This window comes from Nonomuraea sp. NPDC049480 (assembly GCF_044465905.1).
Taxonomy (GTDB): Bacteria; Actinomycetota; Actinomycetes; order Streptosporangiales; family Streptosporangiaceae; genus Nonomuraea.
This window is the reverse complement of record NZ_JBITMD010000004.1, coordinates 583,320-604,369: the sequence shown is the minus strand read 5'-3', so window position 1 is coordinate 604,369 and position 21,050 is coordinate 583,320. Positions and strand designations below refer to the sequence as shown.

Genomic DNA, 21,050 nt, shown 5'->3' with positions numbered 1-21,050 from the left:
GTTGAAGTGCTCTCCTCCGCGGACGAAGGAGATTCCCTCCTACCTTGCGGTGGCGGGCTTGACGCGGCGAGCGCGCCTGACGACTGCCCTCCCGGCAGCCGGGACGAGCACGAGGCCGGTCCGGTACAGGTGCAAGATGTTGCGGGCGGCGTTGTGGTCGGCGTTGCCGGACCAGCCGCAGCCTGCGTTCTTGCAGGCGAACACGGCCTGGCTCTCCCGGCTGCCCGGGGCGGTGAAGCCGCAGGCCGAGCAGCGCTGGGAGGTACCTGGGGCGGGAACCTTGTACACGGTGCCGCCATGGCGTGCGGCCTTGTACGTCAGCATGGTCACGGTCCGGTTCCAGGCCTCCTGGTTGACCGAGCGGTTCAGGCCGGACTTTTGCGCGACGTTCTTGCCTGGGTTCTCGACGGTGCCCTTGGCGCTTTTGACCATGTTCGTGATGGTGAGGTCTTCCACCACGATCACGCCGTAGGTGCGGGCGATCTCGGTGGTGGTCTGGTGCTGCCAGTCCTGGTGCCTGCGCTTGGCTCTCGCGCGAAGCCGCCGGATCTGGTCGTAGGTCGTTTGCAGTCGGTTGGAGGTGCTTTCGCCAGGCTTGCGGAAGCTCTTGCGGTGGGCGGCCCGCCGCTCCAACGCGAGCAGAGTGGCCTGTTCCTTCTTGGTCAGCCAGGCGTTCGGCTTGTCTGGGGAGGAGGTCCACTCGTCGTGCTCGTAGGTCTCGCCGTTGGACAGGGCGAGCGGCACGGCCACGCCAACATCGATGCCGACCTCGGGACCCGGGTGGGGTTCGGGCTTGGCCTCCAGTGTCTGGACTCGGAAGGCGATGTGCCAGCCCAGCGCGTCTTTGACCAGTCGCGCCCCGGTGATCCGGTTGCCGTCGGTGGCCTTCTTGCCGATGGGCAGATCTTTGGTCCAGCGGAAGCGAACCCGGCCGACTTTGGGGATGTTGACCATGCCCCAGCGGCGGTGCACGCGGGTAATCTGCAGGTCGCGGCCCTGCGGAATGTCCACAGACATCACCGCGCGGAAGCGGGCCTTGAAGGTCGGCGGGTCAGCGCGGCCCTGCCAGCAGTTCTTCCACGCCTGGAAATAGGTCTTCAGGACGGCCTGCGCGGCCTGGGCGGGCATCACGGCGAGCCAGTCGATCTCTTGGCGGGCCTGCCGGATCGCGGCGTCTGCCGCGGCCAGCGTGCGCTGGTGCTTGGCCAGCATTGTCCACCAGTCGTGCAGCAGGTTCCACAGCGCGCGGGCCGCGTGCGCCTGGGCGTCGATGAGCCGGGCCTGCGCGGGTGTCAGGGCCAGCCGGGCACGGTGCCCGGCCTGCCGCTTGTCCAGGCCGGCTTTCTGGACCGGGGCGGGTGTGAGCCGCGGTTGCAGCTGCGGGGGCAGGTCGTGCCCGTTGGTGGGGGAGCGGCGGGTCACCATCGCACACCTCCTGTCACATGGCCATCACTCACCGCACATGTTACTCGTTGTTACCAATCTTTTCCACACTGTTTTCGAAAGAGAGTGGGTTGCTCCCCCTGTCCCGAGGGACCGGGCCTCCACGCCGCAATGCGAATGAAGTTCTTGGGTTGGAGTGAAAAGTGAGCCCACCGGGTCATACGCCCGTCTAATCGGCCCTACGGGCCCTCCAGCAGGGCCGAGCTGAGCCCGCAGACGGCCGTGATCAGGGTTTCCCCCAGCCGCCGCCACGACTGCTCGGCGGTGGCCGGGCCGGCCCGTCCGTCGGCCAGTTCGGCTTCCAGTTCGGCGCCCATGTGCACGATGAGCAGGCGGATCATGGCCGCGTGCCGTGCGGACAGCTCGCGGTCGTGGTCCTGCCGGCGCGGGGGGCGAAGTTGCTCCAGGCGGCGGAACGAGGGCGTGCTCAGATGCGCCTGGGCCGCGTACTCGCGTACGGAGGGCTCCACGACGGCCTGGGCGAGGAACCGTCCGTACCAGGAGGGCGTGCCCAGCTCGATGTGGTGCTCGATGCTCGGCGCGATGACGCAGGTGATCCAGTCCCGCGGCGACACCTCGCCCGACGCCTCCAGCGCGGCCACCATCGGGATGCGGTGCTCGTCGATCGCGGCCGCGTGGCGGGTCAGTATCGACTGGATCAGCTCGTCGCGGGTGCTGAAGTGGTACTGCACAGCGGACTTGTTCCGCTGGCCGGCCGCCTCGCGGATCATTCTGATCGACACGTTCGCGAACCCGTGTTCGGCGTAGAGCCGCTCCGCGGTGTGCATGAGCTTGTCTCTGGCGCGCATCGAGCGGGGGGACGGCGTGACGACCGCCGTGCTGACTTTCATGGCCGTTCCTTGATCTTGTCTCTCCGTGCCGTCGCCGATGGATCGCCGCCGCCGTCATCCCCGTTTCGCCGTGTTCAGGAGGTCACCATGTGACCCATACGTCCTGGAGCCCGCCGGTCATGCCACCGGTGCGCAGCCGCAGGTCGGCCGGGGAGTCCCGGAGCTGGAGGCCCGGCAGCCTCCGTGTGAGGGTGTCCAGCACGACCTGGAGCTCTAGCCTGGCCAGAGGCTGCCCGAGGCAGTAATGGGGTCCCGCGCCGAAGGTGAGGTGCTGGTTGCTGTTCTGCCGGCGCGGATCGAACCGGTCCGGATCGGAGAACTTCGCCGGGTCGCGGTTGGCGGCGGGGATGTTGGGGATCAACGTGCTGCCGGCGGGCACCTTGACCTCGCTGAGCTCGACGTCCTCGGTGATGAACCTGGGCACCCCGCCGATCGCCGACAGCGTGCTGTCCAGGCGCAGGACCTCCTCGACGGTGCCCGGGACCAGGTCGGGGTCGTCGATCACGGCCTGGAAGCGCTCCCGGTCCGAGAGCAGCATCGCCACCATGATCGCGATCATGTTGGAGGTCGTCTCGTGGCCGGCCAGCAGCAGTCCGCGCACGGTGGTGATGAGCTCTTCCTGGCTGAGCCGGCCGTCCTCGGCGTCGGAGATCTGGGTCAGCTCGCTGAGCAGGTCGTCGCCGGGGTCGGCGCGGTTGCGGTCGACCAGGTCCGACACGTACGCGTTGAACTCCCGGTAGGCCTGGTCGACCTCTTCCTGGGTGTTGCGCGTCAGCGTCAGCATGGTGTGCGACCAGTGGGCGAACTTGTCCTGGTCCGAGCTCGGCGCGCCGACCAGCGCGCAGATGACCCGCACCGGAAGCGGCAGGCTCAGCCCGGCCGACAGGTTGCCCGGGGAGCCCTTGGCCAGCATGGCGTCCAGCAGGTCGTCGGTCATGGCCTGGACGCGAGGCCGCCACACCTCCATCTTGCGCGCCGTGAACCATCGGCTGAGCAGCCGCCGCCACCGCATGTGGCCCTGCCCTTCCCTGATGTCCGCGGTGCCGTCCTTGGTGCGGTTGAACAGGCCGCCGTCTTCGGTGGTGGACAGCCGGGCGGCTCCCGCTCTGGCGAGGTTGCGGCTGAAGCGCGGGTCCGCTAAGACCGCCCGCGCGTCGTCGTACCTGGTCACGAGCGTGGCCACGTCGCCGCTCGGCAGCCGCACGTGCGCCACCGGGCACCGCTCCCGCATCTCGGCCAGCTGTGGCGGCGGCTCCAGGGCCATGGGGCGGTCGAACGGGAAATCGGGGATCGCGTCAGCAGTCATATGTCCTCCAGATGAAGCCCGTCTCCGGAATATAAGTCGACCGCCTTATTAGGGCAACCGCGTTGAACGGCACACGCCGGATCCCCTTGATCCGCCACCGCGCGCGCACGAGCATGGTCAGGGGCAGCCGAGGACGGGAGACGCACCGGCGTGAACGACCACAGCGGCGACGATCGTAAGATCAAGCGCCCGAACACCCAGGACACTTGCCCGGTCAGCCGCAGCGGCGACGGCACGTGGCAGGTACGCGGTTACGCGCAGGCCCGCGCCGTGCTCCGCAGCGACGCCACCGTCCAGGCCGGGCTGGGCATCGAGACCGTGGAGAAGCTGCCCGCCAAGGTCCGGCGGCCCGTCCTCTACCGGGACGGGCCCGAGCATCGCGAGGACCGGCGGCAGACCGCGAGGTTCTTCACGCCCCGCCGCGTGGACGAGCACTATCGCGGCCTGATGGCGGAGGTCGCCGAGCGTCAGCTCGCCGAGCTGCGGGCCGCGGGCGAGGCGCAGCTTTCGGAGCTCAGCTTCGGCATGGCGATCGAGGTGGCGAGCGCGGTCATCGGCCTGACCTCCAGCAGACCGGGCATCCGGCTCCGGCTGGAGCGCTTCTTCCCGGAGAAGTTCGGCAAGCCCGGGCTGACCAGCCCGCACGGGATCTACTGGCTCGTCCGGCAGAACGTCAACTGGCTGCGCGTCTACCTGGCCGACGTGCGCCCGGCGATCCGCGACCACCGCCGCGAGCCACGCGACGACCTCATCTCGCACCTGATCTCCGACGGTTGCACGGACGCCGAGATCCTCGGCGAGTGCCTGACCTTCGCCGCCGCCGGCATGGTCACCACGCGCGAGTTCATGTGCGTCGCCGCCTGGCATCTGTTCACCGACGACGCGTTGCTGGAGCGCTATCGCGCGGCGGACGAGCCAGGGCGCCTCGCCGTCCTGCACGAGATCCTGCGGCTGGAACCGGTGGTGGCCCGGCTGCGCCGCCGCACGACGGCCGCACTCGAACTGGCCGGCGCCGACGGGCCCGTCAAGGTGCCGCCGGGCGCGCTGATCGACGTGCTCGTCGACGTGGCCAACACCGACCCGCGGGCCGTGGGCCCCGAACCGCTGTCGGTGCACCCCGGCCGTCCCATCGACGCGGGCGCCACGGGAGCCGCGGCCCTGTCCTTCGGCGACGGCCCGCACCGCTGTCCCGGAGCGGGCATCGCGATCCTGGAGACCGACGTCTTCCTCAGCCGCCTGTTCGCCGTGGAAGGCGTGCGGATGGCCGCCGAGCCCCGGGTGAGCTTCAACAACGACGTCGGCGGATACGAGGTCCGCGGGCTGATGGTGACCGCCGGCCGCGGACGTAGCTGATCACGGAAGACCCGTCGCCCCGCTTCCACCTGTCCGGGGATGTAAAAGATTCTAGACATCGCGTCAAAGATTCGTTACATTGACGATGTCAAAGATTCTATACATCCGGTGAGCCGGCAGGAGAGCTCGTGACCACCATTTCGGAAACACCCCATCAGCCCCTTCGCAGCGCCGCCCTGGTCGGGGGCATCACGCTTCTGGCGATCGCCGTGCTGGCAGGCCTGGCCAAGTTCGGCGTCGTGGACAACCTCGTCACCGAAGGGGACGCGGAGAAGACGGCGCAAGACATACGCGACTCGGCGGGATTGTTCCGCTACGGTGTGGCCGGTCTGCTCCTGGCCGCCGTTCTTGACGCGGTCACGGCCTGGGCGCTCATGGCCTTCTTCAAACCGGTGCACGAAGGCGTCGCCACGCTCGCGGGCTGGCTCAGGGCGGTGTACACGGGAGTGTTCATCGTCGCGATCGCCCAGCTCGCCGGAGCGCTGCCGCACGCCGATGAGACCGGGTCACCCGCCGAGACGCTGCAGAAAATCAACGCCTTCCAGGACATCTGGCACGCCGGCCTCAGCCTCTTCGGTCTTCACCTGCTCCTGCTCGGATATCTGGCATACAAGGCGGAGTACGCGCCGAAGTTCGTGGGCGCGCTGCTCGCGATCGCCGGGCTCGGCTATCTCGTGGACAGCCTCGGCCTGGTTCTCGTCCAGGGCTACTCGTTCGAAGTCGCCACCTTGACCTTCGTGGGTGAGCCGGTGCTGATGATCTGGCTCCTGGTGAAAGGCAGGAGCAGCATCGTGCGGCCCGCCCCCGCCGCCGCCGGATGGCTGCAACAGGGCTGACGGACGGACCGAAACCGGCAGACGGCCGCCGACTCTGGACAATGTGCCACTTACGTGATCTGACGGAGTAAGAGCGTCGACGATCACGAACAGGAGCACCTGGACATGAGCGATACGCCGCGACTGCACACCGGCGGCACCACCCTGCTGGACCGGGCCCGCGAGCTGCGCCCGCTGATCGAGTCCCAGGCGGCCGCCGCCGAGGCGCAGGGCAAGCTGACCACCCCCGTCGTGGATGCCCTGCACGAGGCAGGACTTTTCGGTATATGGGTGCCCGCGCCGCTCGGCGGCGCCGAGCTTTCCCCCATGGAACTGATCGCCGTCCTGGAGGAGCTCTCTTATGCCGACCCCTCGACCGGCTGGGTGGTCATGGCCACCTCACTGGAGAACGGCACGGCCGGCGCCTACCTGGGCGCCGAGGCCGTCGAGCGGATGTTCAAGGGTCCCCGCATGCCGCTCATCGCCGGTCAGGGCACCCGGCCGGGCACCGCCGTACGCGAGGGCGACGGTTTCCGCCTCAGCGGGCAGTGGAGCTTCGCCTCGGGCATGCTGCACTCCCAGTACGCCCACAGCCTGGGCCACGTCGAGGGCACCGACGACGTCCGGATCTTCATCACCCCGATGGAGGACGTCAAGATGCTCGGCAACTGGGACGTCCTGGGGCTGCGCGCGACGGGCAGCATCGACTACGCCATCGACGGCGCCTTCGTACCGGAGTCTCACACGCACGTCTTCGACCAGAACGAGCCGCTGCGCGGGGGCGCGCTCTACCGGCTCGGTCTGGTCGACCAGGCGCTGATCTGCCACTCCGCCTGGGCGCTCGGGGTCGGCCGCCGGCTGCTCGACGAGCTGGCCGGGTATGCCGGGGCGCGGGCCGGGCGACCCGGCCAGCTCGCCGGCAGAGACGCCTTCCACACCGACTTCGCCCGTGCCGAGGCGAAGTTCCGCGCGGCCAAGGCCCTGGTCCATGAGACGTGGACCGGCACGGAGCGCACCCTGGACGCGGGCCGGTGGCTCGACGTGCGGCAGGAGACGATGGTGCGGCTCGCGCTCAACCACGTCACGTGGACGGTCGCCGACGTGGCCGGGTTCGTCTACGCGTCGGGCGGCACCTCGGCGTTGCGCGACGGGCTGATCCAGCGGCTGTTCAGAGACGTCCACACCGGCACCCAGCACATCACCTCGAGCCCGCTGGTGCTCGCGGAGTGCGGCCGTGAGCTGGCCGGCCTGGCTCCGGGCGAATCCTGGATGCTCGTCAGCCTCCAGCCCTGAGGCCCGCGATCGCCGAAGGCGGTCAGCAGGTCGAAAGCCGCGCCCGCCCGTACGGACTGGCCGTACGGGCGGGCGTGGTGGGTCGCGGTGGGTCGCGGTGGATCTACGCGCGCTGGACTACCACGAGCCGTGGGCCTTGTGGAGCTGGCCTCGGACGGCGCCGCCGCCGAAGACGGTGGTGTGCAGGTTGGTGTACCAGTTCTTCGGGTTCGTCAGCAGGCCCTTGGCGATGCCGGGCTTGACCGGCGCGGTGCCGGCGATGCCGGTGATCGACTTGTCCAGGCCCTTGGCGTCGGCGAACAGGTCGACCACGACCGGGCCGTTCGTGCCCTTCTTGCCCCGGTGGATGTGCCCGTTGGTGATCGGGTCGAGTTTGCTCCACACCGTGGCGTAGTGCAGCTTGTTCCCCTTGATGCCGACCAGCCACTCGGCCCGGCCGTCGCGGTGGCCGACCTTCTTGCCCGCCGCGGGCACCTCCTGCCGCCCGTCCGCCAGGCTCGCCAGGGTGGCGTGGGTGCCGGAGGCCAGGACCGCGGCCAGGTTCACCGGGCGGTTGATCCGGTGGAGCTGGGCGCGGACCGCCCCGCCGGGGAACTCGCCGGTGTGCAGGTTGGCGTACCAGTTCTTGGGGTTCTTCGTGATCCCGGCCAGCAGGCCGCGCTCGCCCACCTTGACGGTGCCGGTCACGGCCGTGGCGCCGCCCGGCAGGGCCTGGCCGAAGAAGCCGATCTTGACGTCGCCGTTCACGCCGGCCTTGCCCTGGTGGATGTGGAACGCGGTGGGAGCGGCGGTCTTGTTCCACCGGACGGCGTAGGAGACCTTGTCGCCGCTGATCCGGAACACGGCGTAGGCGCTGCCGTCCTTGTCCCCGACGGCCGGGCCGCCCTTGACGGGCACCTCGTTCTCGCCGGCCAGGCGGGCGACGAAGTACGCGTCCGCGCCGGCGACGTCGGCCTGGGCGACGGTGGGGGCCAGGCTGGCGGCGATCATGCCGGTGGCGAGGGCGAGACCGGACAGCGTGAGGGTGCGCTTGAACATGATGACCTCTCGGTGAGGGTGCGTGTTGTGGTTGTCATGCGGTCTTTCGATCGCCACGCCGCACCGGATGTCGAAGAGGCCTCATAGAAGATCCGTAAAAATACGCACTGCACGGGCGCGTCAAATTCCGCCCGCCCGGGTTATCCTGTCCGGTCGCCCACCCGCACCGGACCCGCTCCGGGGCAGTGCGCGAAGGCCCCCAGGCCGCTGTTCGCGTCCAGGCCGGCATGAGGCGGCCGGCCGGACATCGCCTCAGCGCGGCGAGTACAACCAGGGCTCCCGGAGGTCGAAGTAGGTCAGGTCGCCCTCGAACAGGTCCAGCCACGCCTGGAAGACCTCCTGGAGCTCGGGTGTCACCTTGCTCTCGCCCTCCCTGGCCTCGCGCTCGGACGTGAAGTAGGCGGTCTCGGTGTAGCCGCCGTCCCCGTGCAGGGCGGCGGTCCCGCCGATGAGCTCGGGCCGGAGCTCCGCCAGCCTGTCCTGGCCGCGGGCGAGGACATCGGGCAGGCGCTCGGGATCGCGCACGCGTCCCTGCATGACCTGCACGAACCCCGCCTCGTCCGAGCCTCCCCGCAGGTACTCGTACACCTGGGCGCAGTCGTGGAAGATCACCTCTCCGCCGAAGAGCTTGGCGGTCTCGACCCACCACTGCCCCTGCTCGGGCCGGTCGCTGTTGCGCCGCGCCGCCTCCCGCGACTCGAATCGGACCACGCACAGGAACATGCCGTCGTCGGTCACCCCCGCCGTCGAGCCGAGCCAGCCGTCCGCGCCCGGCGCGAGGTCGTCGACCCATCGGTCCAGCGACTCCCGCATCTCCCCCGCGTCGGTCACGTGTCCCTGAATGACCTGGATGAACATCGTGCCCCCCTTTCCCTGCGCCGTCGCCTCAATTCCACGCTATGGGCGCCCTGTCACCGGGGTCGAGACGCCGGTATTCCTCTCCCGGGTCAAAACTTGCTGTCCCCGTTTGACCCTGTACGCGAGCCACCGGTGGGACGGCACCGCGACGGGACCGTGCTCGTCGGTCGTCCGCGGGAAAGACCGCTCTATGTCCGGCGAATGCCCTGCTGAGGACCTGGCCCGACCCCCTCCGGCTGAGGAGAGTTGTTGAATATGGGATCAACAAGTCGGACGGTCCGCGTCGCCCTCCTGGGGCCGCTGGAGATCTGGCGGGGCGAGACCCCGGTCGAGTTGAGCTCCAACCGGCTGCGGACGCTGCTCTCCGTCCTGGCCATGTCCGCGGGCGAAACCGTGTCCGTGGATCAGCTGGCCGCCGCGTTATGGGCCGAGGACCGGCCGGCCAACGAGCGGCGCAGCGTGCAGACCTACATCGCCCGGTTACGCAACGAGCTGGGCCCTGAGGTCATCCGTACCATGCCGGTGGGCTACCGGCTGGAGGTGGACCAGGACCGGGTCGACGCTCTGCGGTTCCGCCGGCTGCTGGCCGAGGCCGCGCTGGCGCGGGGCACCGAGGCGGAGCGCGAGCTGCTGCGGCAGGCACTCGCCCTGTGGCGGGGAAGGCCGTTCGACGGGGTCGGCTCCGACGCACTGCGCGGCCCCACGGCATCGCACTGGGTGGAGCTCCATCTCTCCGCCGTGGAGCGATGGATCGATCTGGGCTTGGCCGATGGGCGCCAGGGCGAGCTGGTCGCCGAGGTGCGGGAACTGGCGGCCCGTCACCCGCTGCGGGAACCGCTGTGGGGACGCCTGATCGTCGTCCTCGACCGCTGCGGCAGGCAGGCCGAGGCGCTGGCCGTGTACGAGCAGCTCAGGCGCCGCCTCGTCGAGGACCTGGGCGCCGATCCCACCCCCGAGCTGCAGCGCCTTCACTCGGCCCTGCTCGTGGGCGACACGTGGCCGGCCGAGCCGATGGCGCCGCGCCAGCTGCCGCCCGGCATGGCCGAGCTCGCCGGCCGCGACGACGCGCTGAAGGAGCTGGACCGGCTGGTCAGCGAGGGTACGAGGATCTGCGTCATCACCGGCACGGCCGGCGTCGGCAAGACCGCGCTGGCTCTGCACTGGGCACACCGGTCCGCCGAACGCTTTCCTGACGGCCAGCTCCACGTCGATCTCCAGGGCTTCGGGCCACGCGACGCCCCGCTGCGCCCACAAGCCGCGCAGTCGGCGCTCCTGCAGGCCATGGGCGTGCCGCCACAGCGGATCCCGGAGGGGCCGGAGGCCGTGTCCGCGCTCTACCGGACGATGCTGGCCGGTAAGCGCATGCTGGTCGTCCTCGACAACGCCCGTGACGCCGAGCAGGTGCGCCGGCTGCTGCCCGGCGGCGCCGAGTGCACGGTGCTGATCACCAGCCGCCGGGGGCTGAGCAGCCTGGTCAGCGCGGAAGGCGCCGCGCTGCTCACCCTGGACGTGCTCGCACCGGAGGAGGCCCGGGATCTGCTGGCCCGCCGCCTGGGCCGGGAGCGCGTCGAAACCGACACGGCGGCCACCGACGAGATCATCCGCCTGTGCGCGCGGCTTCCCCTCGCCCTGGCCATAGCCGCGGGCCGCGCGGCCGCCAGCCCGTCCTTCCCGCTCGCGGCACCGGCCGCGGACCTGCGCCGCGTCCGCGACGACATCGGCGCGCTCGCCACCGCGGACGGCCGCACCGACCTGCGTGCCGTGCTGTCGCGCTCCTACGCCATCCTGCCCGCCGACGCCGCCCGGCTGTTCCGGCTGCTGGCCGTCCACCCCGGGCCGGACATCACCCGCGCCGCGGTCGCCAGCCTGGCGGCCCTCGACCCGCCGCGGGCCGGCCGGTCGCTCGACGCCCTGCTCGACGCCCACCTGCTGACCGAGGTCGTGCCCGGCAGGTTCGCCTTCCACGATCTGCTGCGTACGTACGCGCGGGAACTCGCCCGCGCCGCCGATCCCCTGTCCAATCGGCAGGCGGTACGTCGCGTGATCGACCACTACCTGCACACCGCGCACCACGCCGCGCTCCTGCTCGAGCCGGCCGCTCACCCGCGCGCCCCGGAAGCGCCGGCGCCGGGAGTGCGGCCGGAGCGCCTCAAGCACCGCGCCGAAGCCCTGGCCTGGTTCCGAGCCGAGCATGCCGTCCTGCTCGCCGTCCTGCGCCAGGCGATGGCCGACGGCCTCCACGGCGATGTCGACGGCCTCGCGTCCGCCATGGCGATCCGGTCCGACCGGCAAATGACCGGCGCCCGCTTTCCCGATTCGTTCTCCGCACTGGTCCGGGAAGCGCAGCAAGACGTCCGGCCCTGTCCGTGAAGCCGATCTGAAACAGCCGCTCAATAGCATGCTGGCCCTGGGTTGTTCATTCACCCGGAAACAGAAAACGCGAGGAACGGCCCGACGGGGTTCTCGGGCCCATGTCCCCTTCACAAGAAACGTAAGTTGGAAGGTAATGTCTTCACAAAGCAAGCGAGCGAAAAGCACTCTTACCGGTGTGGCCGCCCTCCTTCTCGTCGCGCCCGTTCTCGGCATTTCCGCGGGGGCTGCCGAGGCCGGCGCCACGGCAAGCGCGAGCGTGCCTTTGGTGCGGTACTTCGACGGGCGGAAGCACTGGAGCACCACCGAATCGAAGCCCAACGCCAAATATCGCGAGGAAGGAAGGGTGCCGATCCTCACCACGCGGGCGCCCGGCACCCGGGCCGTCTACAGCTGCATGAGCGGCAGCCAGCCCCGCGACCAGTACCTCTCGCACTTCACCGATTGCGAGAACAGCGTGAGCGACACGGGCGACAACGTCCTTCTCGGACTCGAAGGCTATCTGTACAGCCAGCCAGGGCCGAACAGGAAGCCCATCTATCGCTGTTACGTCCCGCACACCAGGAGCCACTTCTTCTCCGTCAAGTCCGACTGCGAGGCGAATCCGCCGACGTCCCCGGTGAAGGCGGAATTCGTGCTCGGTTACTTCCCCACGTGATCCATACGTGAAAGACGGCGCGGCGGCCGTGCCGACGGTCGCCGCGCCGGCACCACCGAACCCGCGACACCCACCTGCGAAATGTCCGGTCAATGTCCTGCTTATTGCCTGGTGGGTCGCCTGCGCCAAGGAGAAGCTATGCGCGAGAACACGAGGCGAAGCGCGCAGCGGGCAGTCCGGGGGACAAGCCGGGGCCCTCGAACGCGGCCCGAATGAAGGGACAGTCTCATGTCATCCGAGACGATCGGCTCCGGCGGGCGCACCGGCCCCACGCTGTGGCTCGCCCTGGTCGTGCTGGCGCTACCGGCGATGTTGCTGTTCATGATGCTCACCATCTTGTTCCTGGCCATCCCGCAACTGGCCGCGGACCTTCAACCGACCAGCACCCAAACCTTGTGGATCATCGACATCTACGGCTTCCTGATGGCCGGGCTGCTGGTCACCATGGGCACCCTCGGCGACAGGATCGGCCATCGCCGGCTGCTGATGGCGGGCGCGGCCGTCTTCGCCGTCGTGTCGGTGATCGCCGCCAACACCACCGACCCCGGCCTGATGATCCTCTGGCGGGCCGTGCTCGGCGTCGCGGCCGCCACCCAGATGCCCGCCACGCTGGGCCTGATCTTCGCCACGTTCACCGATCCCCGCCGGCGCGGCGTCGCCGTCGGCGTCTGGGCGGGCGGCATCTCCGTCGGCACCGCCGTCGGCCCGCTGATCGGCGGCGCGCTGCTGGAGGCCTTCTCCTGGCGAGCGGCGTTCCTGGTCGCGGTGCCGGTCATGGTCGTGGTGCTGATCGGCGCGCCGCTGCTGCTGCCGGAGAACCGCAACCCCGCCGCCGGCCGGCTCGACCTGATCAGCGTGCTGCTGTCGCTGGCCACCCTGCTGCCCATCGTCTACGGCGTCAAGGAGCTGGCCAAGAACCAACCCCTGGTGCTGCCGCTGGCCGGCATCGCGATCGGGCTGGCGTTCGGTGCCTGGTTCGCGGTCCGCCAGTTGCGCCTGGCCGAGCCGCTGCTGGACGTGCGGCTGTTCGCCAACCCGACCATCAGCGGCGCGCTGGGCGTGTTCCTGCTCGCCGCGATCGCGCTCGGCGGCACCTACCTGCTGTTCACCCAGCACCTTCAACTGGTGGAGGGGCTGTCCCCGCTGCAGGCCGGCCTGTGGGTGCTGCCGGCGGCGGCCCTGCTGGTGGTCGTCTCCACGCTCTCCCCCATCCTGGTACGCCGCATCCGCCCGGGGGTGCTGATCGCGGCCGGGCTGGCCGTCCAGGTGCTCGGCTACCTGATGCTCACCCAGGCCGGCGTCGGCGCCCTGCCGCTGCTGGTGGCCGGGTTCATGGTGCTGTATCCGGCGGTGGCGCCGTCCATGGCGCTGACCACCGACCTGGTCGTCGGCTCGGCACCGCCGCAGAAGGCAGGCGCGGCCTCCGGGCTGGCCACCACCTGCAGCGATCTGGGCATCTCCCTCGGGATCGCGATCATCGGCAGCATCGGCGCGGCCGTCTACCGCGCCCAGGTCGCCGCGGCGTTGCCAGCCGGCCTGCCGGCCGAGGCTGTCGCGGCCGGCCGCGACAGCCTGGACGGCGCGGCGGCCGCCGCGCGGCAGTTGCCGGCCGATCTGAGCGCCGCGCTGCTGGCCCCGGCACGTGAGGCCTTCACCAGCGCGCTCAACGTCGCCGCCGGCACCTCCGCGGCGATCGCCGCTGCCGCGGCCATCCTGGCGGCGCTCCGGCTCCGGCACGTCCCGCCGACCGGGCGGCCTGCGGCCACGGCCGAACAGCCCGCGTCATGAGGACGCCGGACCACGACGACGAGGAACGGAGGCCCGCCATGACCGCGACCACGCAGGATCACGACGACGAGGCACGCGGGCGCGCGATGCCCGCCATCCGCCGCGCGACCATCGACGACGCCTCCACCCTGCGCGCGCTGATGGGTGAGCTGGCGGCGTATCAGAACCAGGCGGCGGAGGTGACGGTGAGCACCGGCCGCCTGGCCGAGCTGCTGGCCCGCCCCGGCATCGGCTACCTGGTCGCCGAGCGGGACGGTACGGCCATCGGGTACGTGTCCTGGGTCGAGCGGGTCAGCCTGTGGACCGGCCAGGACTATCTCGCGCTGGACGACCTTTACGTGTGCTCCGGCGAGCGCGGCGCGAGGGTCGGCGAGCACCTGATGCACGCCCTCGCGGAGGTGGCCGAGGGCCGGGTGATCCGGTGGGAGGTCGCCGAGGCCAATGTGCCGGCACAGCGCTTCTACCAGCGCATCGGCGCCGCCGTCTACTCCAAGAAGATCTGCCGCTGGCAGGTGGCCGAAGACTGAGGAGTCCCGCGATGACAACCCCCCAGCCACGTCCCGGCAAGGCGCGCGTGGTCGGCCGATTCGTCTGGTACTACATCGAGCTGGTCATCGCGCTGAGCCTCGGCATGTTCCTGCTCGGCATGCTGTGGGGCGCGGTCCTGCCCAAGGGCGTCCGGTTCGACGTCAGCACCCTGATCATGACCGCCGACATGGCCATCGCCGTCGTCGTCTGGATGCTCGTCCGCCGCCACAGCCAGGCCGGCATCGCCGAGATGAGCCTGGCCATCGTCGCGCCCTTCCTCCTTCTCCTCGTCCCCTACTGGTTCGGCGTGCTCCCGGGCCACCTGGTGATGTCGGTGGGACATGCGCTCATGTTCGTCCTGATGGCCGTGGTCATGCTCCGGCGGCGCCATGAATACCTCGACGATCGGCACCGGCTCCGCATCCGGCCCAAATGGCTCTGGCGCACGACCGTCGTCCTGATCGCGCTGCTGGTCCCGGGCGCGGTCTCCGCGGTGAACACCATCGGCAAGTTCGGCGACCTGTACCGGGCACGCGCGGACACGGTGGCCGTCGAGCCGGTGCGGAAGTCCGCCGGCCACGATCCGGCCAAGCCCACCGTCGCCTTCGTGACCAGCGACAACGGCACCAACGTCGCCGACCTCCTCGGCCCGTACGAGGTGCTGGCGAGCACCGGCCGGATCAACACCTACGTCGTCTCGGCCGGTGCTCGCCTGGTGCCCCTCACCGGCGGCCTGGATCTCGTCCCCGACCACACCTTCGACGAATTGGACCGGCTGCTGAGCGAGCGGCGCGACCGCCTCGACGCCGTCGTCGTCCCGGCCCTGCAGGAACCGGAACCCGCCGAGCTCAACACGATCACCGCGTGGTTGCGCCGGCAGTCGGCCGCCGGCGCGCTGACCGTCAGCGTCTGCCGCGGGGCACGGATGCTCGCGGCGAGCGGCCTGCTGGACGGCCGGCCGGGGACCTCCCACTGGCTGCGGCTGGCCGGGCTGCGCGCCGATTTCCCGGCCGTCAACTGGATCAGCGGCCACCGCTACGTCGACGACGGCGACATCATCACCACCGCGGGCGTGCTGTCCGGCATCGACGGCGGCCTGCGCATCGTCGAGCGGCTGATCGACGCCGGCACCGCCCGCCAGGCGGCCCGGACGGCGCACTGGCGGCACTACTCCCCCGGCGCCGCCGCGCCCATCCCCACCTCCGCTTTGGAGGCGGCGGACGTGGTCGTCGGCCTCAACGCGTCCTACCACCCGGGGCCGTCCAGCATCGGCGTGCACCTCACCGACGGCATCGGCGAGGTGGAACTCGCCTCCCCCTTCATCTCCTACACCGAACACGCCATGGTCGGCCGCACCATCGCCGTCGGTGACGGCCCCGTCCGCTCCCGCCACGGGCTGACCTTCGTCCCCCGCACCACGCTCGCCGCCGCCGAACTCGACCGGCTGCTGGTGCCCGGGCTGGACACCGCCCGCCGCTCCGCAGCAAGCAGCGGGGGCATCCAGCCCGAGTACCTCCACCGCACCCCCGAGTTCGCCTTCGACCCGGTGATGCGCGACATCGCCCGCACCTACGACGTGCAAACCGCCCGCTGGACCGCCAAAACCCTCGAATACCCGGTGATGGACGTCAAGCTGACCGGCAGCGCCTGGCCGTGGCCGGCCACCGTCATCCCCATCACGCTCGCGCTCCTCGGCGCCACCGCCGCGATCATCATCGGCGTCGTGTTCCGCCGCATCCGCGGGAGACGTCAGGTCAGCGAGTGACGGTTACGCACCGCAGGCCGAGGCTCGTGTAGTGGCTCCCGCCGCGGTGCCACCAGCCTTGGGCACAGAGCTGCGATCCTGCGGGGAAGTTCCGCTTCGGGTAGGTGTATCCGATGTAGGTGCGGTAGCCGGTGAAGCTCTCGACCTGCGTGTTCACGCCCCAGCCCGCCCGGGAGTTCCACACCCGCCCGTGGACCGTCATGTTCGGGCGCGCCCAGATCTGCACTTCGACCCGGCCGTGCCAGGTGCCGACGTCGTACGTCTTGAGGCACACGTCGCCGTCGCACCACCTTCCCGCCGCCGCCGCGGGTGAGCTCATCGCGGCCACCAGGCCGCCCGCCAGCCCGAGGCTGATCAGCGTCGATACGACGAGGCGCGCTGGCTTCCGCCAGGTTTTCCGCATGCTGTCTCCGATCTCATTGCCGTGTCGCTCCATGTCGCTCATGTCGCTCATGTCGCTCCGTGCCGGCCGCGTGGCGGTCCGTGCTCGAAAGAGCTTGGACCATCGAAGAACGCCAGACCAGGTCATCAGCCGGTCATTGACCGGACATAAGCGCAGGCCATGAGACCGCTCCACGCGCCGCCCGGCAGGCCCGGGCGCCCCCTCGTCGTGCCCCAGCCCGGCCGATGTCCGGTCAATGACCGCCTGGTGCCCTGGAACGCGCCCGCTCGGAGCATCATCGTTGCGCTACGGCATCCGAAGCCGGTCAACCCGGCCCGTCAGCGAAAGTCGGAGTCATGGCAGACCTCTCCTCCATCCACGTGGCCTCGCCCGCCGACCGGTCCTGGGCGAGCCGGGTGCCCAAATTCATCGCACACCGATGGCCCACCGTGTTGGGCCTGCTGTTCATGGCCTTTTGCATCCTGGACAGGCCGGACGGCCGCAGCCAGGCCCACGTCGTGTTCCTCGCCGCCCTCATCTATCTGTCCACCGCGGTGGTCGGCAGGCCAGGCGTCGTCTGGATCCTGTTCGCCGTCTCTGTTGCGGCGGTGGGCGTGCTGGGACGGCTCGACATCGATCATTGGCCCGCGCTCTTCGCCGGCGCCGTCTCCATCGTCATCCTGAGCCTGGTGAGCGACCTGCCCCGCCGGTCAGGGCTCGCCGCCCTGCAGATCCCCCTCATGCTGATCTTCGGCGCGGCCGTGTTCATCGCCCTGTCGTTGTCTCCCGACCTCGGCGCGTACCTCGTCGCCGCCGCGCTCATGGGCCACGCCACGCTTGACGTGATCGTCTGGCGGGCCAACAAGGTCGTGACCCGCTCGCTCGCCGAGTTCTGCGCCGTCCTCGACTTCTCCCTGGGTGCCGCCATCATCATCCTGCATCTGACGACCTGACCGCAGGTCATGGCGCAGGAGCCGGTTGCGCGCGGACGCGTGGAGCGCCGTCCATGAGCTCCGGGGGGAAGGGACCGTCAGCTGGGAGCTTCGCGTGCCAGACGATGGCGCCGCCCATGATCCCGACCAGGATTCCGCTGACGATCCTGATGACGATCAGGTTCCTGTCGGCCCGCCAGGTCGAACGCGGGGATCTCGCGGTCGCGTCGGTGGTGGGATGTTCTACCCAGCGGATCAGGCCGAGCACGAGAACGAACCCGATGCCGGCCAGCAGGCCGATTTCCAGCGCGGCGATCCAGGCGACCTGGCCTGACGATTCTGCCGCCAATATCCAGTAGCCATAACACCATCGTGCGCCAATTCCTCCTCAGAACGGGACGGAAAATTCCTGCGCAAGCTTGATTAACCGGAAAAACCAGCGACCTCATTGATATTTCCGCCAATTGTGCGGAATCGATTCGGAAACCCTCCCGGCCGCCGCCTGTCCTCTGCGGCCGGGGAGGACGAGATTCCCGTCGGTGATCAACATGAACCGCTCCAGGCCGGGCACGATCACGTGCACGGCGCTGACACCGCCGGGAAGGGCGCACACCCTGCGGTGAAAGGCCGGGTGGCCCCGCGCGGCCAGCATCGCGGTCACTTCCCGCACCTGGGCTCCGGGCGGCCCGGCCGCCTCGGCGGCCCGCGGAAAGGCGACCGCTCGCGCGTCGCGCAGCGGGCCGGTGAGGTCGAAGCGGCCGCACGCGTACAACGCGGGGTGCGCCGCCAGCCCGGCCAGGTCACCGTGCGCCGGGGCGGCGGTGTGCGACAGGCTCTCACCGAGGGTGGTCTGGACGAGCTCGGTCAGGGCGCGCCAGGCGGCGTAGGCCGGGCTGAGCGACGTGCCGGCGCCGCGCCGGTGCGGGTGGCGGGAGGTGGGGGCCGTGTACGCCAGCATGGTGGGCACCCCGATGTCGCTGGTGATGTCCAGCAGGTGCACCGGTGCACCGGTCAGGTCCTCGGCCACCGCGTACGCCCGCGCGGGACCGTGGGGCAGCGTCGCAGGATCGATCACCCGGGGACGGAAACCGCCTCCGCTCAGGAAGGCCCTGACCAGCAGCAGGGACAGGGCGTCCCGCTCGATCGCCTCGTTGAGTGCGTGCAGCAGCGCCTCGGCGGTCGTGACGCCGACGGCCGAGCCGCTGTTGCAGCTGTAGCGCGCCAGGTCGGCGTAGTCGCAGTCGTCGCCGATCGGCTCGCGCAGGCGCCCGGCTCCGGTCTCGACGTACCAGGGTGCGGAGAGGAACAGCGGGACCAGCGCCGCACCGCCCCCGCCGATCAGGCGGTAGCGCAGGCAGGCCATCCGCCGGCCGGGCATCCGGGCCAGCAGCGGCGCGCAGGCGTCCGCTCGCAGGAGACCTGCGGCGATCCCGGCGGGCGCGGCCGGTTCCACGGTGGCGGGGTCGAAGCCCGCCGGGCCGGTGAGGTAGTGCTCGACGGCCTCGAAGAGCGCGCCTACGCGGGCCTCCTCCGGGCGGCCCTTCCCCATTCCGCACGAGACCGGTCCGCACGAGACAGGCCGACACGAGACAGGCCCTCGCGAGACAGGCCCTCGCGAGACAGGCGCGGCGTCCCCGTCGAACAGCCGGCACCACCAGGCGGTCGGATCGCGGCCGCGGCCGGCGTCGGCGAGCTCGGCCCGCAGGCGCAGGACGGCCAGCGCCGTCGCGGCCCGCCTCCCGGCCTCGTCCAGGGGCACCGCCCGCTCCACTTCGCAGAACGCCCGGTCCTCTGCCGGACGGCGCGGCACGCTCAGCTGCCTACCGGTCGCCATCCTCGGTCGTCGCGGACAGCAGCTTCTCCAGCAGGTCGAGCTCGGCCTGGGTCAGGTGCTGCGCCGCTCTGTCGAGCGAATCGGCCGAGAGATAGTCCACGACATTTCCCATGACAATCCCCCCTTTTCCCTCCAATTGTAGCTCCGCCTCGACAAACTACTAGAAAAGCAAGAGCACGCCGATTTGATGACATATTTGCGTATTTAAGGGCTCGACCAAGGAGCGACCAGTCTGCGCCCAGAGGAGGGTTTTTGCCGCTTTATGAGCTTCGTGGGGATCCGGGCGCGGGTACGTCCGCCGCATAGCGTTTCAATCCTGGGAGGATCTCCATGTCCGAATATGGATCCCCACAGCCCACCCGTGATCTCTGCGGCACCATGCTCGTCCATCGCCGGCTGCTCAACGAGAGCATGACCTACCGTGCCCGGCGCGCGACGATCGAGAACCGGGCGCTGCAGTACGAGCGGGGACGGCGTACGTCCACCCGTACCGACGTGGTGACCTTGCCGGTCGTCGTCCACGTGGTCCACAACCCGGACGCCCCGGAGCAGAACATCGGCGAGGAGCAGATCCGCAGCCAGATCACCGTGCTCAACCAGGACTTCCGCGCGGCCAACCCCGACGTGGCGAACGTGCCCGAGGTGTGGAAGCCGCTCGTGGCGGACACGCGGATCGAGTTCGAGCTCGCGACGCGGGACCCGAACGGCGAGCCGACCGGCGGGATCCTCCGCGTCGAGACCGACAAGCGCGGCTTCACCTGGGACGACGCCGTCAAGGCCGGCGCCACCGGCGGCTCCGACGCCTGGCCGAGCGACCAGTACCTCAACGTGTGGGTCTGCCAGCTGGGAGGCGGCCTCCTGGGCTACGCCCAGTTCCCCGGCGGCCCGCCGCAGACCGACGGCGTCGTCATCCTGCACTCGGCCTTCGGGACCATGGGCACGGCGGCGGCGCCGTTCGACGGCGGTCGTACCACGACGCACGAGGTCGGCCACTGGCTGGACCTCTACCACATCTGGGGCGACGACGACGGCGCCTGCACCAGTGACGACAAGGTCGCCGACACGCCGAACCAGGGGGGCGCGAACGTGGGGACCCCCACCTTCCCCCGCGTCACCTGCGAGAACGGGCCGAACGGCGACATGTTCATGAACTACATGGACTACACCGACGACGTGGCGATGTTCATGTTCACGCAGGGCCAGGCGAGGAGGATGAACGCCTGCCTGGAGGGGATCCGCGCCTCGTTCCTGGTCGCGCAGGGCGTGCGGGCGCCCGCCGCGGCGGTTCCCGCAGGGGCGCCGTACGTGCTCAACGGGGAGGTGGAGCGGCTGCTCCACGACAGCGAGCGCTTGACCACGGAGATCCTGAACGACATCCGCTCGGCGCTCGGCCTGGTCACCGGCCGTTCGAACGGATGAGCGGCACGCCGCCGGACATCATCGGTTCCTGGCTCCACTCCTTCGAGGAGGACACCGAGACCACGGCGGTGTACCGGCCCGCCGACCACACGTTCCGCCCCTCGCGGCGGGTACGGCGCGGGCTGGAGTTCCGGGCGGACGGCACTTTCGCCGAGCTCCGCCCCGGCCCGGACGACCGTCCGCGAGCGGTGACCGGCCGCTGGCGATCCCCGGAGCCCGGGCGCATCGAGGTCGCCTTTCCCCAGGGAGGCGGCACGCCGTTCGAGCTCACCGTCGTCTCCTGTGCGGGCGGCGTGCTCACCATCGCGAAGAGTGAGACGTCATGAACGTGGGCAACCACGGCGTCGCCTCGGTCTTCCCAACAACCTCCGCCGACCCGGCCACGGAACCCTAAGAAAAGGGACGTCAGCGGCAAAT

At 70.2% G+C, this 21,050-nt stretch carries 20 protein-coding genes; 11 read left to right on the top strand and 9 right to left on the bottom strand.

What is annotated here, in order from left to right; all coding sequences use genetic code 11:
* Positions 1-39 precede the first annotated feature (39 nt).
* From ACIBX3_RS15915 to ACIBX3_RS15905, 3 genes are all read right to left on the bottom strand, one after another.
* The gene (locus ACIBX3_RS15915) at positions 40-1,425 is read right to left on the bottom strand and encodes an RNA-guided endonuclease InsQ/TnpB family protein (RefSeq protein WP_397117368.1); all 1,386 of its coding nucleotides are present in this window, start codon (positions 1,423-1,425) and stop codon (positions 40-42) included.
* 197 nt (positions 1,426-1,622) lie between these two features.
* On the bottom strand, positions 1,623-2,294 hold the full coding sequence (locus ACIBX3_RS15910) for a TetR/AcrR family transcriptional regulator (protein WP_397117366.1): 672 nt from the start codon (positions 2,292-2,294) through the stop codon (positions 1,623-1,625).
* 82 nt (positions 2,295-2,376) lie between these two features.
* Positions 2,377-3,600: a cytochrome P450 gene (locus ACIBX3_RS15905; protein ID WP_397117364.1), complete on the bottom strand. Its 1,224-nt coding sequence runs from the start codon at positions 3,598-3,600 to the stop codon at positions 2,377-2,379.
* Positions 3,601-3,750: 150 nt separating this feature from the next.
* On the opposite strand from ACIBX3_RS15905, the gene ACIBX3_RS15900 reads away from it, so the two are divergent.
* From ACIBX3_RS15900 to ACIBX3_RS15890, 3 genes are all read left to right on the top strand, one after another.
* Positions 3,751-4,953, top strand: coding sequence for a cytochrome P450 (locus tag ACIBX3_RS15900; RefSeq protein WP_397117362.1), 1,203 nt, complete (start codon positions 3,751-3,753; stop codon positions 4,951-4,953).
* Between the two features lie 128 nt (positions 4,954-5,081).
* A complete protein-coding gene (locus tag ACIBX3_RS15895; protein ID WP_397117360.1) occupies positions 5,082-5,789 on the top strand; it encodes a DUF4386 domain-containing protein in 708 nt (235 codons plus the stop codon).
* Positions 5,790-5,894: 105 nt separating this feature from the next.
* Positions 5,895-7,061: an acyl-CoA dehydrogenase family protein gene (locus ACIBX3_RS15890; protein ID WP_397117358.1), complete on the top strand. Its 1,167-nt coding sequence runs from the start codon at positions 5,895-5,897 to the stop codon at positions 7,059-7,061.
* Between the two features lie 117 nt (positions 7,062-7,178).
* Here the strand turns inward: ACIBX3_RS15890 and ACIBX3_RS15885 are convergent, their stop codons facing one another.
* Complete coding sequence (locus ACIBX3_RS15885) at positions 7,179-8,099, bottom strand: CHRD domain-containing protein (protein ID WP_397117356.1); 921 nt, start codon at positions 8,097-8,099, stop codon at positions 7,179-7,181.
* A 252-nt stretch (positions 8,100-8,351) separates the two neighbouring features.
* Entirely contained in the window at positions 8,352-8,957 is a 606-nt protein-coding gene (locus ACIBX3_RS15880; RefSeq protein WP_397117354.1) for a hypothetical protein, read from the bottom strand.
* 255 nt (positions 8,958-9,212) lie between these two features.
* Here ACIBX3_RS15880 and ACIBX3_RS15875 point away from each other — a divergent pair, with 255 nt between their 5' ends.
* The 5 genes from ACIBX3_RS15875 to ACIBX3_RS15855 all read left to right on the top strand — a co-directional run bounded on the left by ACIBX3_RS15875 (position 9,213) and on the right by ACIBX3_RS15855 (position 16,066).
* Positions 9,213-11,327 carry a BTAD domain-containing putative transcriptional regulator gene (locus ACIBX3_RS15875; protein ID WP_397117352.1) on the top strand — a complete coding sequence of 705 codons (2,115 nt, stop codon included), beginning with the start codon at positions 9,213-9,215 and terminating at the stop codon, positions 11,325-11,327.
* A 178-nt stretch (positions 11,328-11,505) separates the two neighbouring features.
* Positions 11,506-11,985 (top strand): hypothetical protein, encoded by a 480-nt coding sequence (locus ACIBX3_RS15870; RefSeq protein ID WP_397117350.1) that lies wholly within the window; start codon positions 11,506-11,508, stop codon positions 11,983-11,985.
* A 228-nt stretch (positions 11,986-12,213) separates the two neighbouring features.
* Complete coding sequence (locus tag ACIBX3_RS15865) at positions 12,214-13,773, top strand: MFS transporter (RefSeq protein WP_397117348.1); 1,560 nt, start codon at positions 12,214-12,216, stop codon at positions 13,771-13,773.
* Between the two features lie 38 nt (positions 13,774-13,811).
* A complete protein-coding gene (locus ACIBX3_RS15860; protein ID WP_397117346.1) occupies positions 13,812-14,300 on the top strand; it encodes a GNAT family N-acetyltransferase in 489 nt (162 codons plus the stop codon).
* Positions 14,301-14,311: 11 nt separating this feature from the next.
* The gene (locus ACIBX3_RS15855; RefSeq protein WP_397117344.1) at positions 14,312-16,066 is read left to right on the top strand and encodes a DJ-1/PfpI family protein; all 1,755 of its coding nucleotides are present in this window, start codon (positions 14,312-14,314) and stop codon (positions 16,064-16,066) included.
* Here ACIBX3_RS15855 and ACIBX3_RS15850 read toward each other — a convergent pair.
* Positions 16,056-16,520 carry a hypothetical protein gene (locus ACIBX3_RS15850; protein ID WP_397117342.1) on the bottom strand — a complete coding sequence of 155 codons (465 nt, stop codon included), beginning with the start codon at positions 16,518-16,520 and terminating at the stop codon, positions 16,056-16,058. The two genes, ACIBX3_RS15855 and ACIBX3_RS15850, sit on opposite strands and share 11 nt — an antisense overlap.
* A 284-nt stretch (positions 16,521-16,804) precedes the next feature.
* Here ACIBX3_RS15850 and ACIBX3_RS15845 point away from each other — a divergent pair, with 284 nt between their 5' ends.
* On the top strand, positions 16,805-17,401 hold the full coding sequence (locus ACIBX3_RS15845; protein ID WP_397117340.1) for a hypothetical protein: 597 nt from the start codon (positions 16,805-16,807) through the stop codon (positions 17,399-17,401).
* A 7-nt stretch (positions 17,402-17,408) separates the two neighbouring features.
* On the opposite strand, the gene ACIBX3_RS15840 is transcribed toward ACIBX3_RS15845, so the two are convergent.
* From ACIBX3_RS15840 to ACIBX3_RS15830, 3 genes are all read right to left on the bottom strand, one after another.
* Entirely contained in the window at positions 17,409-17,729 is a 321-nt protein-coding gene (locus tag ACIBX3_RS15840; protein ID WP_397117338.1) for a hypothetical protein, read from the bottom strand.
* Between the two features lie 96 nt (positions 17,730-17,825).
* On the bottom strand, positions 17,826-19,214 hold the full coding sequence (locus tag ACIBX3_RS15835; RefSeq protein ID WP_397117336.1) for a YcaO-like family protein: 1,389 nt from the start codon (positions 19,212-19,214) through the stop codon (positions 17,826-17,828).
* Positions 19,201-19,326, bottom strand: coding sequence for a hypothetical protein (locus tag ACIBX3_RS15830; RefSeq protein ID WP_397117334.1), 126 nt, complete (start codon positions 19,324-19,326; stop codon positions 19,201-19,203). Before ACIBX3_RS15830 ends, ACIBX3_RS15835 begins: the two co-directional genes overlap by 14 nt.
* A 218-nt stretch (positions 19,327-19,544) precedes the next feature.
* On the opposite strand from ACIBX3_RS15830, the gene ACIBX3_RS15825 reads away from it, so the two are divergent.
* Complete coding sequence (locus ACIBX3_RS15825) at positions 19,545-20,633, top strand: zinc metalloprotease (RefSeq protein ID WP_397117332.1); 1,089 nt, start codon at positions 19,545-19,547, stop codon at positions 20,631-20,633.
* Complete coding sequence (locus tag ACIBX3_RS15820; RefSeq protein WP_397117330.1) at positions 20,630-20,959, top strand: hypothetical protein; 330 nt, start codon at positions 20,630-20,632, stop codon at positions 20,957-20,959. Before ACIBX3_RS15825 ends, ACIBX3_RS15820 begins: the two co-directional genes overlap by 4 nt.
* Positions 20,960-21,050 lie beyond the last annotated feature (91 nt).

What these genes read in the sequence shown, in the direction of transcription:
- ACIBX3_RS15915 (WP_397117368.1), bottom strand. Translation starts at nt 1,425, where the DNA reads ATGGTGACCCGCCGCTCCCCCACCAACGGGCACGACCTGCCCCCGCAG.
- ACIBX3_RS15910 (WP_397117366.1), bottom strand. Translation starts at nt 2,294, where the DNA reads ATGAAAGTCAGCACGGCGGTCGTCACGCCGTCCCCCCGCTCGATGCGC.
- ACIBX3_RS15905 (WP_397117364.1), bottom strand. Translation starts at nt 3,600, where the DNA reads ATGACTGCTGACGCGATCCCCGATTTCCCGTTCGACCGCCCCATGGCC.
- ACIBX3_RS15890 (WP_397117358.1), top strand. Translation starts at nt 5,895, where the DNA reads ATGAGCGATACGCCGCGACTGCACACCGGCGGCACCACCCTGCTGGAC.
- ACIBX3_RS15885 (WP_397117356.1), bottom strand. Translation starts at nt 8,099, where the DNA reads ATGTTCAAGCGCACCCTCACGCTGTCCGGTCTCGCCCTCGCCACCGGC.
- ACIBX3_RS15880 (WP_397117354.1), bottom strand. Translation starts at nt 8,957, where the DNA reads ATGTTCATCCAGGTCATTCAGGGACACGTGACCGACGCGGGGGAGATG.
- ACIBX3_RS15875 (WP_397117352.1), top strand. Translation starts at nt 9,213, where the DNA reads ATGGGATCAACAAGTCGGACGGTCCGCGTCGCCCTCCTGGGGCCGCTG.
- ACIBX3_RS15865 (WP_397117348.1), top strand. Translation starts at nt 12,214, where the DNA reads ATGTCATCCGAGACGATCGGCTCCGGCGGGCGCACCGGCCCCACGCTG.
- ACIBX3_RS15860 (WP_397117346.1), top strand. Translation starts at nt 13,812, where the DNA reads ATGACCGCGACCACGCAGGATCACGACGACGAGGCACGCGGGCGCGCG.
- ACIBX3_RS15855 (WP_397117344.1), top strand. Translation starts at nt 14,312, where the DNA reads ATGACAACCCCCCAGCCACGTCCCGGCAAGGCGCGCGTGGTCGGCCGA.
- ACIBX3_RS15850 (WP_397117342.1), bottom strand. Translation starts at nt 16,520, where the DNA reads ATGAGCGACATGAGCGACATGGAGCGACACGGCAATGAGATCGGAGAC.
- ACIBX3_RS15845 (WP_397117340.1), top strand. Translation starts at nt 16,805, where the DNA reads ATGGCAGACCTCTCCTCCATCCACGTGGCCTCGCCCGCCGACCGGTCC.
- ACIBX3_RS15835 (WP_397117336.1), bottom strand. Translation starts at nt 19,214, where the DNA reads ATGGCGACCGGTAGGCAGCTGAGCGTGCCGCGCCGTCCGGCAGAGGAC.
- ACIBX3_RS15830 (WP_397117334.1), bottom strand. Translation starts at nt 19,326, where the DNA reads ATGGGAAATGTCGTGGACTATCTCTCGGCCGATTCGCTCGACAGAGCG.
- ACIBX3_RS15825 (WP_397117332.1), top strand. Translation starts at nt 19,545, where the DNA reads ATGTCCGAATATGGATCCCCACAGCCCACCCGTGATCTCTGCGGCACC.
- ACIBX3_RS15820 (WP_397117330.1), top strand. Translation starts at nt 20,630, where the DNA reads ATGAGCGGCACGCCGCCGGACATCATCGGTTCCTGGCTCCACTCCTTC.